The sequence below is a fragment of the Arenimonas fontis genome (assembly GCF_008386465.1).
GTDB classification, from domain to species: Bacteria; Pseudomonadota; Gammaproteobacteria; order Xanthomonadales; family Xanthomonadaceae; genus Arenimonas; species Arenimonas fontis.
The window spans coordinates 1-14,851 of record NZ_VUOD01000014.1 but is presented as its reverse complement, the minus strand read 5'-3'; the positions used below and the strand labels follow the sequence as shown (position 1 = coordinate 14,851).

The 14,851-nt window shown below is 68.8% G+C and carries 11 protein-coding genes, 1 tRNA gene and 1 pseudogene; 10 read left to right on the top strand and 3 right to left on the bottom strand.

Annotation, left to right across the window (positions count from 1 at the left end):
• The first annotated feature begins 15 nt into the window (after positions 1 to 15).
• The 5 genes from pheS (at position 16) to F0415_RS11815 (ending at position 4,239) form a co-directional block, all read left to right on the top strand.
• Complete coding sequence (gene pheS, locus F0415_RS11835) at positions 16 to 1,026, top strand: phenylalanine--tRNA ligase subunit alpha (protein WP_149861432.1); 1,011 nt, start codon at positions 16 to 18, stop codon at positions 1,024 to 1,026.
• A 16-nt stretch (positions 1,027 to 1,042) separates the two neighbouring features.
• Positions 1,043 to 3,415 (top strand): phenylalanine--tRNA ligase subunit beta, encoded by a 2,373-nt coding sequence (gene pheT, locus F0415_RS11830; RefSeq protein ID WP_149861431.1) that lies wholly within the window; start codon positions 1,043 to 1,045, stop codon positions 3,413 to 3,415.
• 34 nt (positions 3,416 to 3,449) lie between these two features.
• Complete coding sequence (locus tag F0415_RS11825; protein ID WP_149861430.1) at positions 3,450 to 3,749, top strand: integration host factor subunit alpha; 300 nt, start codon at positions 3,450 to 3,452, stop codon at positions 3,747 to 3,749.
• On the top strand, positions 3,730 to 4,086 hold the full coding sequence (locus F0415_RS11820; RefSeq protein WP_149861429.1) for a MerR family transcriptional regulator: 357 nt from the start codon (positions 3,730 to 3,732) through the stop codon (positions 4,084 to 4,086). The genes F0415_RS11825 and F0415_RS11820 overlap by 20 nt, the downstream gene beginning before the upstream one ends.
• A 76-nt stretch (positions 4,087 to 4,162) precedes the next feature.
• Positions 4,163 to 4,239, top strand: a tRNA-Pro gene (locus tag F0415_RS11815).
• A 114-nt stretch (positions 4,240 to 4,353) separates the two neighbouring features.
• Here F0415_RS11815 and F0415_RS11810 read toward each other — a convergent pair.
• From F0415_RS11810 to F0415_RS11800, 3 genes are all read right to left on the bottom strand, one after another.
• Positions 4,354 to 6,144: an acyl-CoA dehydrogenase C-terminal domain-containing protein gene (locus F0415_RS11810; protein WP_149861428.1), complete on the bottom strand. Its 1,791-nt coding sequence runs from the start codon at positions 6,142 to 6,144 to the stop codon at positions 4,354 to 4,356.
• 16 nt (positions 6,145 to 6,160) lie between these two features.
• Positions 6,161 to 6,625, bottom strand: a complete 465-nt coding sequence (locus F0415_RS11805; protein WP_149861427.1) for an LEA/WHy family protein — start codon at positions 6,623 to 6,625, stop codon at positions 6,161 to 6,163.
• A gap of 168 nt (positions 6,626 to 6,793) precedes the next feature.
• Positions 6,794 to 7,702 (bottom strand): LysR family transcriptional regulator, encoded by a 909-nt coding sequence (locus tag F0415_RS11800; RefSeq protein ID WP_149861426.1) that lies wholly within the window; start codon positions 7,700 to 7,702, stop codon positions 6,794 to 6,796.
• A gap of 101 nt (positions 7,703 to 7,803) precedes the next feature.
• On the opposite strand from F0415_RS11800, the gene F0415_RS11795 reads away from it, so the two are divergent.
• From F0415_RS11795 to F0415_RS11770, 5 genes and pseudogenes are all read left to right on the top strand, one after another.
• Complete coding sequence (locus tag F0415_RS11795; protein WP_246149957.1) at positions 7,804 to 9,387, top strand: proton-conducting transporter transmembrane domain-containing protein; 1,584 nt, start codon at positions 7,804 to 7,806, stop codon at positions 9,385 to 9,387.
• Positions 9,388 to 9,401: 14 nt separating this feature from the next.
• Entirely contained in the window at positions 9,402 to 11,810 is a 2,409-nt protein-coding gene (locus tag F0415_RS11790; protein ID WP_149861425.1) for a YbcC family protein, read from the top strand.
• Positions 11,811 to 11,924: 114 nt separating this feature from the next.
• The gene (locus F0415_RS11785) at positions 11,925 to 12,758 is read left to right on the top strand and encodes an energy transducer TonB (protein ID WP_149861424.1); all 834 of its coding nucleotides are present in this window, start codon (positions 11,925 to 11,927) and stop codon (positions 12,756 to 12,758) included.
• Positions 12,759 to 13,443: 685 nt separating this feature from the next.
• Positions 13,444 to 13,665 carry a helix-turn-helix transcriptional regulator gene (locus F0415_RS11775; protein WP_149861422.1) on the top strand — a complete coding sequence of 74 codons (222 nt, stop codon included), beginning with the start codon at positions 13,444 to 13,446 and terminating at the stop codon, positions 13,663 to 13,665.
• Positions 13,666 to 13,733: 68 nt separating this feature from the next.
• A pseudogene (locus F0415_RS11770) lies at positions 13,734 to 14,550 on the top strand (transposase); the annotation flags it as partial.
• Positions 14,551 to 14,851 lie beyond the last annotated feature (301 nt).

The following is a 14,851-nucleotide window of genomic DNA, read 5'->3' as shown; positions in this document are numbered from 1 at the left end:
CCCCACGAGGCGAGCATGTCCGAGATCGAAGCCCTGACCCGCTCGGCCCTGGCCGAGGTCGAAGCCGCCGCCAGCCTGGAGGCGTTGGAAAGCCTGCGCGTGTCGCTGCTGGGCAAACACGGCCGGGTCACCGGCCAGCTCAAGCAGCTGGGCCAGCTGCCGCCGGAGCAGCGCAAGGCCGCCGGCGAGGCGGTCAACCGCGCCCGCGACGCGCTCAGCGAGGCCATCGCCGCGCGCCGCTCGGCGCTGGAACAGGCGGCGCTGGCCGCCCGTTTGGCCAGCGAGCGGGTGGACGTCACCTTGCCTGGCCGGGGCCCCGGCCTGGGCAACCTGCACCCGGTCAGCCGCGCGCTGGAACGCATCACCGACATCTTCGCCCGCATGGGCTACCAGTTGGCCGAGGGGCCGGAGATCGAGGACGACTGGCACAACTTCGAGGCCCTGAACTTCCCGCCGCACCATCCGGCGCGGGCCATGCACGACACCTTCTACCTGCGTGCCGACCAGTGCGGCGAGGGCCGGCTGCTGCGCACCCACACCTCGGGCGTGCAGGTGCGCTTCATGAAGGAGCACGCGCCGCCGCTGCGCATGATCGCCGCCGGCAAGGTCTACCGCAGCGACAGCGACCAGACCCATACCCCGATGTTCCATCAGGTCGAGGGCCTGCTGGTTGACGAGAGTTCCAGCTTCGCCGACCTCAAGGGCACGCTGACGGAGTTCATCCGCGCCTTCTTCGAGCGCGACTTCGAGATGCGTTTCCGCCCCAGCTACTTCCCCTTCACCGAGCCCTCGGCCGAAGTGGACATCGCCTGGCAGCAAGCCGACGGCAGCACCCGTTGGCTGGAGGTGCTGGGCTGCGGCATGGTGCATCCGAACGTGCTGCGCAACGTCGGCATAGACCCGGAGCGCTACACCGGCTTCGCCTTCGGCCTGGGCGTGGAGCGCCTGGCCATGTTGCGTTACGGCGTCGACGACCTGCGCAGCTTCTTCGAAAACGACAGCCGCTTCCTGCGGCAGTTCGCCTGAGCCAGGGAGGGCAGCGATGAAATTCCCCGAGAGTTGGCTGCGCGAGCACGTCACCATCGAGGCCTCCCGCGAGGAGCTGGCCGCGCGCCTGACCGCCATCGGTCTGGAGGTCGAGGAACTGACCGTGCTGGGCGAGGGCCTGGACGGCGTGGTCGTGGCCGAGATCCTGTCCTGCGAAAAGCATCCCGAGGCCGATCGCCTGCAGGTCTGCCAGGTCGCCACCGGGGCCGGCAGCGTGCAGATCGTCTGCGGCGCGCCCAATGCCCGCGCCGGCCTGAAGGCACCGCTGGCCACCATTGGCGCCAAACTGCCGGGCGGCATCGCCATCAAGGCGGCCAAGCTGCGCGGCGTCGAGTCGCAGGGCATGCTCTGCTCGGCAAAAGAACTGGGTGTGGACGCCGATGCCTCCGGCCTGCTGGAACTGCCGGCCGACGCGCCGGTGGGCCAGCCGCTGGCCGAATACCTGGGCCTGCCCGACGCCAGCATCGAGCTCAAGCTCACCCCCAACCGCGCCGACTGTTTCGGCGTGCGCGGCATCGCCTTCGATGTGGCCGCCGCCTTCGGCGTGCAGGTCAATCCGATGGAAATCCCGGAGGCGCCGGTGAGCAGCGACGCCCGCCTCGAGGTACGCCTGCAAGCCGGTGCCGATTGCCCGCGTTTCTGCGGTCGTGTCGTCGATGGCCTGGATCCGAACGCGCGCACGCCGCTGTGGATGGCCGAGCGCCTGCGCCGCGCCGGCCTGCGCCCGATCAGCCCTCTGGTGGACATCACCAACTACGTGATGCTGGAGCTGGGCCAGCCCCTGCATGCCTTCGATGCCGACACCCTCAGTGGCGGCCCGGTCATCGTCCGCCACGCCCGCGCCGGCGAACGCCTGAAGCTGCTGGACGAGCGCGAGGTCGAGCTGGATCCGTCCTTTCTGTTGGTCACCGACAACGATCGCCCGGCGGCCCTGGGCGGCGTAATGGGCGGCTGGGACACCCGCGTCACCGACGCCACGACCCGCGTCTTCTTCGAGGCCGCGCACTGGGCGCCCAGCGCCATCATCGGCCGCGCCCGCCGCCTGGGCATGCATACCGATGCCGGCCACCGCTTCGAGAGGGGCGTGGATCCGGAACTGCCGCGGCATGCGGTGGAGCGCGCCACCGCCCTGGCCATGCAGATCATGGGCGGCCGGGCCGGCCCGCTCACCGAGGCGGTGCTGCCGGAACACCTGCCGGCACCGGCGGCCGTGCCGCTGCGTCGCCAGCGCCTGCGTCGCGTACTCGGTCTGGCCGTGGCCGACGCCGAGGTCGAGCGCATCCTGCGTGCCCTGGGCATGCGGGTCAGCGCCACGGAGGAGGGCTGGTCGGTGCTGCCGCCCAGCCGCCGCTTCGACATCGCCATCGAGGAAGACCTGGTCGAGGAGATCGCCCGCATCCATGGCTACGATGCCATCCCGACCAGGCTGCCGGCCGGCGCCAGCCGCTTGGCGGTTCCCAGCGAAACCCGGGTGGAGGAGGCGCTCCTGCGCCGGCAGCTGGTGGCGCGCGATTTCCAGGAGGCGGTCAATTACGCCTTCGTCGACGCCGGCCTGCTTGAAACCTGGGGACTGGCCGAGGACGCCGTCGCCCTCGCCAACCCGCTGAGCGCCGACCTGGCCGTGATGCGCACGACCCTGTTGCCCGGTCTGGTGGCCGCCCTGGGCCGCAACCGCGCCCGCCAGCAGCGCCGGGTGCGCCTGTTCGAGCTGGGGCGGGTGTTTCGCCGGTCCGACGAGGGACTGGTGGAAACCGCCCGCGTGGCGGCCGTGGCCTGCGGCCCGGACCTCCCCGAGCAGTGGGGCCAGGCCGAGCGGACGGTGGACTTCCACGACGTCAAGGGCGTGGTCGAATCCCTTCTGGCCCTGGCCGGCACCCGGGCGGAGTTCCGGCCCGATGCCCGCCCGTTCGGCCATCCCGGTCGCAGCGCCTCGGTCTGGCGCGACGGCCGGGAGATCGGCTGGTTGGGCCATCTGCATCCGGCCCTGGCCAAAGCCCTGGACCTGGACGGCGAAGTGGTCGGCTTCGAGCTGGACCTGGAGGCCCTGGCGGCCCGGGCCCTGCCGCAGGCCGGAACCCTGTCCCGCTTCCCGTCCGTCCGCCGGGACATCGCGCTCGTCGTCCCGGAAAGTACCCCCTGGGCGGCCCTGGAGAACAGCCTGAAGGCCGCCCTGGGCCCGCAGCTGCGCGAGGTGGTGCTGTTCGACCGCTACGTCGGCCCCGGCCTAGAGCCCGGTTCAAAGAGTCTGGCTATGGGCTTGATTCTCCAAGACGTTTCACGCACCCTGACGGACCGCGACGCCGATCAGGCCGTCGCCGGCGCCCTCGAGGCGCTGGCCAGGGACTGCGGAGCGCGCTTGAGGTCATGATTTGCGCCGGAAACGGCGGTTTACAGGGGCGGATATGGCACTGACCAAGGCCGAAATGGCCGAGCGTCTGTTCGAAGAGGTCGGTCTGAACAAACGCGAGGCCAAGGAATTCGTGGACTCCTTCTTCGATGTGTTGAGGGAGGCGCTGGAGCGTGGGCAGCAGGTCAAGCTGTCCGGCTTCGGCAACTTCGATTTGCGCCGGAAGAACCAGCGCCCGGGCCGCAATCCCAAGACCGGCGAGGAGATTCCGATCTCCGCCCGCACGGTGGTGACCTTCCGTCCAGGCCAGAAGCTGAAGGAGCGGGTGGAAGCCTATGCTGGATCCAGGCAGTAACCGCGAACTCCCGCCGATCCCGGCCAAGCGCTACTTCACCATCGGTGAGGTCAGCGAGCTGTGCGACGTCAAGCCGCACGTGCTGCGTTACTGGGAAACGGAATTCTCCAGCCTCAAGCCGGTGAAGCGGCGCGGCAACCGGCGCTACTACCAGCGTCACGACGTGCTGACGATCCGGCAGATCCGTGCCCTGCTGTACGAACAGGGCTACACCATTTCCGGCGCCCGCCAGCGCCTGGAAGGCGAGGCCGGCAAGGTCGAGTCCAGCCTGACCGCCCAGGTGGTCAAGCAGGTGCGCATGGAACTCGAGGACCTGTTGCAGCTGCTGAAGCGTTGAGGCAACGCGGCCGCCCCAAACGGGGGCGCCGCGTATATAATGCCGGGCCCGGCGCCAGCCGCCGGGGCATTCCGATCGGGGCGTAGCGCAGCCTGGTAGCGCACTAGCATGGGGTGCTAGGGGTCGTGAGTTCGAATCTCACCGTCCCGACCAATCCGGAAACGAAGGAACCCGCCTCACGGCGGGTTTCCTGTTTGCGAGGTCCACCGCGCGGTTCCCGCGCAACCCGTGCAGGGTCGCGCAACCCGTGCGGGGTGGCGTTCCCGCTCAGCTGTCGAACAGCCCGGGCTCCAGGTCCATCAGGTTGCCCGCGCCACTGCGGATGGCAGCGGCATGGGCCTGGGTGCGCGGCAGCAGCCGGCCGAAGTAGAACCGTGCTGTCTCGCGCTTGGCGGCCTTGAAACCGGCCGGGTGATCGCCGGCCTCGGCGGCGGCCACGGCGCGCGCCCACCAGTAGGCCAGGGCGACGTAGCCGGAATAGAACAGGTAGTCCACCGCCGCCGCGCCCAGCTCCTCGCCGCTGGCCGACGCCTTCTGGCCCAGTTCCATGGTCAGCTCGCCCCACTGCCTGGCCGCCTCGGCCAGCGGCAGCACGAACTCGGCCAGGGCGGCGTTCTCCGAGTTCTCCTTGCAGAACTCCCGCACCATGCCCAGGAACAGCTGCAGGCCGGCGGCCTGTTGCTGCAGGGTCTTGCGGCCGAGCAGATCGAGCGCCTGGATGCCGGTGGTGCCTTCGTAGATGGTGGTGATGCGGGCGTCGCGCGCCAGCTGTTCCATGCCCCATTCGCGGATGTAGCCATGGCCGCCGAAGCACTGCAGGGCGTGGTAGGCGCATTCGTTGCCCCACTCGGTCAGCATGCCCTTGGTGATCGGGGTGAGGAAGCCGAGCAGCGCCTCGGCACGCTCGCGCTCTTCCCGGTCCTGCGAGCGTTCGGCGATGTCCACCTGGGTAGCGGCGTGCAGGGCCAGCATGCGCCCGCCTTCCACCAGCGCCTTGCAGGTCAGCAGCATGCGCCGGATGTCCGGGTGCACGATCAGCGGGTCGGCCGGCTTGTCGGGGTACCTGGGGCCGCCGGCGGCGCGGCCCTGCAGGCGCTCGCGGCTGTAGGCCAGGGCGTTCTGCCAGGCGCGGTCGGCCAGGGCCAGCCCCTGGATGCCCACCGCCAGACGCGCCGTGTTCATCATGGTGAACATGGCATTGAGCCCCTTGTTGGGCTGGCCGATCAGCCAGCCCTGGGCGCCGTCGAAGTTCATCACGCAGGTGACGGAGCCGTGGATGCCCATCTTGTGTTCGATCGAGCCGCAGCGCACGGCATTGCGCTCGCCGGCCCGGCCGTCCCTGCCGACCTTGAACTTGGGCACGATGAACAGCGAGATGCCCTTGGTGCCCGGCGGAGCGTCGGGCAGGCGGGCCAGCACGAGATGGACGATGTTGTCGGCCAGGTCGTGTTCGCCGCCGGTGATGAAGATCTTGGTGCCGGTGACGGTGTAGCTGCCGTCGGCCTGCGGCTCCGCCTTGGTTTTCAGCAGGCCAAGGTCGGAGCCGCAGTGCGGTTCGGTCAGGCACATGGTGCCGGTCCAGCGGCCTTCGACGATCGGGCGCAGGAAGGCTTCCTTCTGCCAGTCCTCGCCGTACTGCTTGAGCAGCTCGGTAGCGCCGTGCGAGAGCAGGGGATAGTTGCCCCAGCTCAGGCAGGCGGCGTCGATCATCTCCTTGACCGCGGCGCCGAGGCTCTCGGGCAGTGCCTGTCCGCCCATGGCCTCGGGCGCGGTCAGGCCGGCCCAGCCGGCCTCGACGTACTGGGCGTAGGCGTCGCGGAAGCCGGGCGGCGTGCGCACCTCGCCGCTGGCCGGGTCGAACCCGCAGCCGTGCTCGTCGCCAGCGGCATTGAGCGGCGCCAGCACGGTTTCGGTGAAGCGGGCGGCTTCCTCCAGCACGGCGTCCACCAGGTCGCGGCTGGCGGTTTCGATGCCGAGGCGGGCATAGAGCCGGTCGGCGCCGATGACGTCGAACAGGGCGAAACGGATGTCCCGCAAGGGGGCCTTGTAGCTGTTCATGCCGGTATTCCCTGGGTCAGCGCAGCACGCCGCTCAGCCCGGGCACCGGGTCCAGCGCGCTCTGGTAGTCGAAGGGGTCGTCGGTGCCCGGATCCTTGCTGGTGATCCGGCCTTCCAGCCGGTAGCGCAGCCCGCGCCGCTGGGCCAGGGCCTGGTCCAGCACCGCGCGGGCGGCGGGCGAAGGGCTGAAGCGGTGGCTGACCAGTTCGGAGGAACCCGGGCCGACGCCCAGACCGGGGTCCACCTCGATTCGGCCGGCCACCTCGGCGCCGATGCTCAGCGTGGCGCTCAGGCGGTTGAAGTGCATCGGCACGGTGCTGAAGTTCCGGATCCGCAGTTGTGCCGTCCATTGCCCGTCGGCCTCGACCTTCAGCTCGTGCAGGCTGACCTGGGGCGGAAAGATCCGCTTTGGCGGGCCGCCGGCGCAGGCGACCAGAAGCAGGGCGGAAAGCAGCGGAAGGAGCAGTCGGAATCGGCACATGGCGGCTTGGATACGGCGGCGAATGGAGCCGGCCGAGCATAGCAGGCCGACCCTGGAGGCGACAGGACCCGCCGGCGACTCCCCGATGTCGCGGCGGCGTCGGCGTACCGAAGGCCCGTCGCCCTTGCCGTGGACGCGGGAAGGAAGGCCGGTCGCCCGGGGCCGGCCCTACGCGCCGCCGTCGCTTCCGCTACCGTCGTCGAGGTCGGCGTGCAGAAGCGGCCGCAGCAGCGGGTTCGGGAAACGCCGCTCGACCGTGACGGCGTAGAAGGTCTCCGCGATGTTCGGCAGCTGATCGGTTTCCACCAGCAAGCCGGCGGCGATTTCGTCCCGGACGACGATCGGCGGCAGTACCGCAAGTCCGACGTCGTTGCGGGCCAACAGGCGCATCATTGCCATGTCCTCGACCTCGGCGGCGATCTGCGGGCGCACTCCCAGGCGGTCGGCCAGGGCATCGAATCCGGTCCTCACGCCGCTGTCGGCCGTCGGCACGATGATCGGATGGGTGCGCAGCCGCTCGGCAAGCCCGCCGCCCTTTCCGCCCAGGCGCGTCGGGGTGCCGACCAGGCTGACCGGCTGCTCGGCCAGGCGGTGGGCGACGAAGGGCGTCAGGGCATCGTGCGGGGGAGGGCGGTTTACCAGCACGACGTCGAGGCTGAGCGCCTCGAGTGACTGCAGAAGCTCGGCAGTGCTGCCCGACCGCAGGATGAGCTCGATGTCGGTGCGGCCGAGGACGGGGCGCAGGAAGGTGATGAGGAAGTTGCGGGAGAGCGTCGCCAGCGCCCCCACACGCAGCGCCTTTCGCGTCGAGCCCGCATGGCTCAGGGTAGCCAGGAGCTCGTCCCCGGTCGCGAAGATCGCGTCGGCATGGTCGAGCACGATCCGGCCAGCCTCGGTCAGGTGCAGGTGGCGGCCGCGACGCTCGAACAGCGCATGGCCCAATCGCCCCTCGAGCTTGCGGATCTGGACAGACAGTGCCGATTGCGTGAGGTTGAGCCGCTTGGCCGTGCGGGTCAGGTTGCCGTCATGGGCGACCGCCCAGAAGTAGCGCAGATGGTTGTAGTTGATGGCTGCCATGATCGTTCTATATAACCAAACGATATGGCAAAAACAATGAATTTTTCAGCGGTCCGGGCCGAGGCTATCCTGCGCGCGGCTTCCATACAGCCCCATCCCCGGTGACCGATTCCATCCCTTACCTGTTCCCGCTGCTGGCACCGGTGCCGCTGCTGCTGGCCGCTGCCCTGGCCTTCCTGCGGCCGGGACGGCGCCCGCGCCTGGTGCCCGTCCTGGCAGAGGGCGCGGCGCTTGCCGCCCTCATCGTCGCGCTGGCCGCCCTTGGCCTGCTGCTCCACCGCGGTCCCGGCACCAGCCCCCTGCTGGCGCTGGCCGGGATCGGGATATCGTCCCGGCTCGACGTGGTAAGCGCTGCCATGCTTCTGCTGGTTTCCTTCGTCGGCTGGATCGTGGTCCGCTACGCGCGTGGCTATCTCGACGGCGAATCCCGCCAGGGTGCTTTCGCGGGCTGGCTTTGCACGGCGATCGGCGCGGTCCTGATGCTGGTCCAGGCCGGCAACCTCGTGCAGCTCGCCGGCGCGTGGATTGCGACCAGCCTGTGCCTGCATCGGTTGTTGCTGTTCTATCCGGAGCGGGCGGCGGCGCGGAGGGCGGCACGAAAGAAGGCCCTGTTTTCCGGCCTCGGCTCGGCCGCGCTGGTCCTGGCGATGCTGTTGCTGGGCATCGGCTACGGCACCACGGACATCGCCACGATCAATGCCGAGGTGCGCGCGGGCGAAATGGGCCGGCTCGCGTTTGCCGCCGCCGCCCTGCTGGCCGTGGCGGCACTGCTCAAGTCCGCCCAGTTTCCCACCCACGGCTGGCTGACGGAGGTGATGGAGGCGCCGACGCCGGTTTCGGCCCTGCTGCACGCCGGGGTGATCAACGCCGGCGGCTTCCTGCTCATCCGCTTTGCCGACCTGATGGTGGCCGCGCCTGGCGTGTTGGCGGTCCTGGCGATGCTGGGCGGCTTCACCGCACTGTTCGGAGCGCTGGTCATGCTGACCCAGCCGGCGGTGAAGACATCGCTGGCGTGGTCGACGGTCGCGCAGATGGGCTTCATGCTCCTGCAGTGCGGGCTGGCGCTGTTTCCGCTGGCCTTGCTGCACATCCTGGCGCACTCCCTGTACAAGGCACATGCGTTCCTGGCGTCGGGTGGCGCGGTGGAACAGGTGGCGGCGATCAGGCGCCCCGGGCCGATCGCGGTTCCGGACGGGGCGGCGGTGGCGCGGGCGTTCCTCGTCGCGCTGGCGCTTTACGCAGCGATCGGCACGGGCTTCGGACTCACGTTCGGCCTCGGGCAAAAATCGCCCCAGGCATTCGCCCTCGGCGCCATCCTCATCTTCGGAGTCGCATACCTGCTGGCGCAGGGCTTCGCCGACGCCGCGCCACGTCTGCTCACGCGCAGGACCGCGCTGTACTCGACAGCGGCCGCGATCGGCTACTTTTCCCTGCAGTCCATCGCCGAATGGGCGACCGCGGGCACCTTGCCGGCAACGCCCGCGCCTGGCCGGCTCGAATGGGCGCTGATGGCGCTTGCAGTGCTGAGCTTCGGGCTGGTGGCGATCGCACAGGCGCTATTCCCGCTTTGGACCGCGCACCCGGCCGCGGCCGGCCTGCGCGTCCACCTTTCGAACGGCTTGTACGTCAACGCCGCAGTCGATCGATTGCTCGGCGGCTGGCGGGTTCGGCGGACGCGGCAATGAGCCAGGATGTTCCCATGACCATGATTGCGACGCCGGCGCCGATGGCGGATGCGCAGACCGTCGCCCGGGCGGTCGAGCAGGCCGTGCGATCCATACCGCCGCTGTGGCCGCTGGCCTCGAGCGTCGCGGTCAATCCTTTTCTGGGCCAGGCCGGGGAAGCGCTGCCGTCGGCGGCGGCTAGGTTGGCGCGTGTGGCGGGCATTGCCCTGACGATGCCGAGGGCGTGGTACGCCGAGCGGATCCGCAGCGGACAGATCACCGAGGCGGACCTCGCGGCCGCCATTGCGGCGACGCCGCGCAGCACGTCGCCGCTGACCGTGGAATCCCTCAGGCAGGCAGCGGCGGGCGAAAGACCCGCCCCCGTGGCCTTGCCCACCGTCGCCGAGCTGGCCGCCGACATCTCGGGCGTGGATTGGCCTGGGCTGATCGACGAGCGCGTGGGACATTTCGCCGCGAGCTATTTCGACCAGGGGCAGGCGCTTTGGGCGATGCCGCGGGCACGCGGCGCCTACGCGACGTGGCGATCGGTTGCCATGCACGACCTGACGCCGGAGATCGCCGGTCTCAAGGGTTTCGCCTCTAGCGTGGAAGCCTGGCCGGAAAGTCCGGAGGCGGGCACGCTGGCGGCGGTGGAGCGGCTGGGCCTGGGCGAAGCGGCGCTGGTGGGCTATTTCCACCGTCTGTTGATGAGCCTGGGCGGATGGGCGCAGCTTGCACGCCATCGTCTCTGGCAGGCGGAGCTGGCCGGCGGGACGGACGCGACCGTGACCGACCTGTTGGCCATCCGCCTGACCTGGGAGACGGCCTTGCTGGAAAGGTACCAGCCGGCCATCCTGCCCCGGTGGCGGGCCGCGGTGGCGGCGTACGCGCGGCCGCTGGCGCCGAGTGCGGATGACGAGATCGACGCGACGCTGCAAGAGGCAGCCGAGCGCTCGGCGCAACGGCGGCTGCAGGAGGTCCTGGCCGGCTCCCCGTCGGCCCCGGCGGCCCCGTCGGGTAGGCGCCCGGCCCTGCAGGTCGCGTTCTGCATCGACGTGCGTTCGGAAGTCTTTCGCCGCGCCCTGGAAGGGCTGGACGCCGGCATCCAGACCCTGGGGTTCGCCGGATTCTTCGGCTTGGGCATCGCCCACCGCCGGTTCGCCTCGGATGTGGTCGAGTCACGCCTGCCGGTGTTGCTCAAGCCGGGTTTGACCACCTGCTCGGGGAAACCGACGCCGGACGTGGAGGCCGCGGATCTGGCGGCGCGAATCGCGGCCCGCGCCAGGCGCGCGTGGGGGCGGTTCAAGCTGGCCGCCATTTCTTCCTTCGCCTTCGTGGAGGCGATGGGGCCGGTTTACGTGGGGAAGCTGCTGCGTGACGGGCTGCGGCTGGCGGGAAACCGGGCTCCTGCCGAGCCGCCTCCGCGTTTCGATCATCCGGTTCCCGACCTGGGGACACGGGTGGACATGGCGGAGCGGGTGCTCAGGGCGATGTCGCTGACCGACGGTTTTGCTCGCCTGGTTCTGCTGGCCGGGCACGGAGCCGGCGTCGTCAACAACCCGCATGCCAGCGCGCTGCAATGCGGTGCCTGTGGCGGCTACTCGGGTGAGGTGAACGCGCGCCTGCTTGCCGGTCTGCTCAACGACACTGACGTACGCGCCGCCCTGGCCGGCAGGGGAATAGCCGTGCCGGACGACACCCTCTTCCTCGGCGCGCTGCACGACACCACCACCGATGCCGTGACCTTGTTCGACGACGACCATTCCGCCCGATCGCATGTGCAGGACCTGCGGCAGGCCAGATCCTGGCTGCTCGCCGCCGGAGCCCTGGCGCGCGCCGAGCGTGCGCGGCGCCTGCCGCGCGCTTCCGGGGCGGGCGACATCGCCCGTCGTGCCCGCGACTGGGCCGAGGTGCGACCGGAATGGGCGCTCGCCGGCTGTCAGGCCTTCATCGCCGCGCCACGGTATCGCACCGAAGGACGCGACCTTCAGGGGCGCATCTTCCTTCACGACTACCAGTGGCGCAGGGACGAGGACTTCGCCGTACTGGAACTGATCCTGACGGCGCCCGTGGTCGTCGCCAGCTGGATCAGTCTGCAGTACTACGGTTCTGCCGTTGCGCCGGACGTCTTTGGCGCCGGCAACAAGCTGCTCCACAACGTCATCGGGGGCATCGGTGTCGTCGAAGGCAACGGAGGGCTGCTGCGCGGGGGGCTTCCCTGGCAATCGGTGCACGACGGCGAGCGGCTCGTGCATGAACCCCTGCGAATGTCCGTCCTGCTGGAAGCGCCGCGCGAGGCGATAACGGCGGTGCTGGACCGCCATCCGGAAGTGCGCGCGCTGTTCGACAACCGCTGGCTGCACCTGTTCGCCCTGGACGACCACGGACGCATGGCCTGGCGCTACGGCGGAAACTCCGGCTGGGAGAGGATGCGCGGGGATTAGGCGGGCCGGACTCCAGCGCAGGACCGACGTGAGCTGGCGGTGCCGGGGTTTGCTTGCCACATTTCCGGCCGTCCGCTAAGTTCCGGGCTCCCTCCGTGCAGTGAGCACAGTCCGATGAGAGGACACCTGCTTGTACTGGCCGGCCTGCTGGCCACCCTTGCCGTTTCTTCCGCCGATGCCCGCCCGGTGACCCAGCGTTTCGAGGCCCAGGCGTACGGCATATTCACCGTCGAACCCGATGGCCGGGTCAGCGAGGTCAGCCTGCCGGAGGCCCTGAAGCCACCACTTCGCGGCCTTTACGAAAACGCCATCCGTGGCTGGACCTTCCAGCCCATCGAGATCGACGGGCAACGGGTGCGTGCGCTCGGCCACATGCAACTCGACCTGTACATGGACGTCAGCGGAACGTCGCTGGTTTCCGCCGGCATTACCAAGGTGCAGTTCATCGATCCGCCGTCGCCGTCGGCCTCGGTGCCGGAGGAGGGCGGGCAGAGTTGGGGGATGTATCCGCCGCCCTACCCCGAATCGCTGCTCAGGCGGGGCTTGGGGGGACGGGTGGAAGTGCTCGTCGAAACCGACGAATCTGGCCGGGTGAACCGCGCTGCCACCCGCGGCGGCGTGCTCTACGCCCGCGCGAAGGGCATAAAGCCCGGCACCGTGCGCTCCGCCTTTTCCGAATTCGCCCAGGCTTCCGAGCGCGCGGCGAAGCACTGGACCGTCAGCGGCTGCCAGGGTCGTTGCATCGTGCCCGTCACGTTCCAGGTACAGGACCGCTCTGGAGGCATGAGCTTCTGGAAGCCGGTGATCGACGTCCCCTTCGTGCCCCAGCCCTGGGTGCTGGAGGGGGAATCCCCGACGATGCTTTCCTCCTCGGGGGTAAGCTACTCCACCCGGTTCCGCCTGGACGGTCCGACCGAGGCCGTCGAACTCTTCCGCGAAGAGGGTTGATCACCGGCGCCTGTTTTTCGCCATTGCCGGAACGACGAAGGCCCCGCGATGCGGGGCTGGCGGAGTCTGTGCTGCCCGAACCGTTCTCGTCCATCGTCGGGCCTGTCCGCGGCCGCCATTGCATTGGTTCGGCAGATCGTCGGCGAGATCGAGCATTCCCACGGCACCCGCGCGCTGCCTGAGCACGTGCGCGAGGAGTTCGACGAATACCTATGCTGCAGGACGCTGGAACACGGCTTTCTGCGGGTAGTCTGCGAGATTGGCAATGCGGCGGAGCACCGGCTCGACGGCGCTGCAGCGCATCACGATCAGGCCGTGGACGTGGCTGGCCGAAAAGATGTGTTGGGAGGCTCGCGAGGCGGTCTGCCTGAACCCCGCACTGCGGCGGAGTCGCGGATTCCACAAACGAAAACGCCCAACCGGAGCCGGTTGGGCGCTGAAAAGTGGTGGCGGAAGGCTAACGAAAAGGAAGCCCACCATGTCCGGGTATTGAGAGACCCTCGACGACGCGCGGCGGTATTGCAATCAATTCGAGGCGAGTAGGCGCCCCGCTGATTCACCCGGGTTTCCTCGACCTTCCCGATCGCCCTGAACTCGCCCGCACGCGGCCACACCGGCCATGTCGCCTTGGCTGGTTGCGCGAACAGCGCCGTAATGGTCTGCCGCAGCCCGAGCGGAGCAGACCATGTCGAACGACCCCGCCTTCACCGAAATCGAGCTGGCCCAACGATGGGCCATCAGCATCAAGACTTTGCAGCGCTGGCGCAGCGAGAACCGTGGACCCCGGTACATCAAGCTATCGAAAGTGGTGCGCTACCGCCTCGCCGACATCCTGGACTACGAACAAGCACAGCGACAAGGCGAACCCGTCCGCGACGAACTGCCGCCACTGCCGAGTTCGGCGTAAGCTTCCCCGATCCGCAGACACCCCATAAGTAGAACTTTCTGGCATGTTTTCCCCAGCCAGGAGGTTCCATGAAGAAGTCCCGTTTCACCGAGACCCAGATCGTCTCGATCCTCAAGCAGGCCGACGCCGGCGTGCCGGTCAAGGACATCTGCCGGCAGGCCGGCATCAGCGTTCCGACCTACTACAAGTGGAAGTCGAAGTACGGCGGCCTGGAGGCCTCCGAGCTGCGGCGTGTCAAGGACCTGGAAGCGGAGAACGCCAGGCTCAAGCGGATGTACGCCGAGCTGGCGCTCGACAACGCCGCGATGAAGGATCTGATCGCAAAAAAACTGTAGGGCCGGAGCAGAAGCGCGAGGCCGTGCGGTACCTGGTCGAGGTGCACACGCGGCCCCTGAGCCGGTCCTGTGATTGCGTTGGGTTGTCGCGGGCAGCGTGGTACCAGCCGCCGGTGCACTGGACGGTACGGGATGCCGAGATCATCGCGGCCCTGGCCGAGGTGGTCGAGAATCGCCCGAGCCGCGGCTTCTGGAAGTGTTGCAAGGTCCTGCGCCGTGCGCGTCCGGACTGGAACCACAAGCGAATCTACCGAGTGTACAAGGCGATGAAGCTCAATCTGCGCCGCAAGGCCAAGCAGCGGCTGCCCAAGCGCGAACGCGTACCGCTCTACGTTCCCCTGCTGCCCGATGCCGTCTGGTCAGCGGATTTCATGGCCGACGCGCTGGCGTGTGGCCGCCGCTTCCGGACCTTCAACGTGGTCGACGACTTCAACCGCGAGGCGCTGCACATCGAGGTCGACACCTCGATCTCGTCCACGCGCCTGGTCCGCATCTTCGAGCAGCTCAAGCGCGACCACGGCCTGCCGCAGGTCCTGCGTACCGACAACGTGCTAACTCTGGAGTCAACTACAAATTTTGAGCGAAAGATACCGCGGACGTCGTCGACGCCCGATCAGGTCCCTCACGCCGCTATTTGAACCAAGTCCCGTGGGCTTCCACGTCTTCAGGATCTCCTGGTCTGACCATAGTGAACACGAGGTCCGAAACGGCCTCAAACGAAACAGCCTCTTTTCAATTTCGAGTGGGTAAGCTGGACCTGAGCAGGTACGGGATCGGGTATGACTGACAAGCTGTTTGAGGCTGCCTTGGGGGTCTCTCCGCCGTGGCAGGTGACGGGCGCGGACTTCGAT

Coding starts and splice junctions, on each gene's coding strand:
- F0415_RS11785 (WP_149861424.1), top strand. CDS start 11,925: ATGAGAGGACACCTGCTTGTACTGGCCGGCCTGCTGGCCACCCTTGCC.
- pheT (WP_149861431.1), top strand. CDS start 1,043: ATGAAATTCCCCGAGAGTTGGCTGCGCGAGCACGTCACCATCGAGGCC.
- F0415_RS11790 (WP_149861425.1), top strand. CDS start 9,402: ATGACCATGATTGCGACGCCGGCGCCGATGGCGGATGCGCAGACCGTC.
- F0415_RS11775 (WP_149861422.1), top strand. CDS start 13,444: ATGTCGAACGACCCCGCCTTCACCGAAATCGAGCTGGCCCAACGATGG.
- F0415_RS11800 (WP_149861426.1), bottom strand. CDS start 7,702: ATGGCAGCCATCAACTACAACCATCTGCGCTACTTCTGGGCGGTCGCC.
- F0415_RS11825 (WP_149861430.1), top strand. CDS start 3,450: ATGGCACTGACCAAGGCCGAAATGGCCGAGCGTCTGTTCGAAGAGGTC.
- F0415_RS11805 (WP_149861427.1), bottom strand. CDS start 6,625: ATGTGCCGATTCCGACTGCTCCTTCCGCTGCTTTCCGCCCTGCTTCTG.
- pheS (WP_149861432.1), top strand. CDS start 16: ATGTCCGAGATCGAAGCCCTGACCCGCTCGGCCCTGGCCGAGGTCGAA.
- F0415_RS11810 (WP_149861428.1), bottom strand. CDS start 6,144: ATGAACAGCTACAAGGCCCCCTTGCGGGACATCCGTTTCGCCCTGTTC.
- F0415_RS11820 (WP_149861429.1), top strand. CDS start 3,730: ATGCTGGATCCAGGCAGTAACCGCGAACTCCCGCCGATCCCGGCCAAG.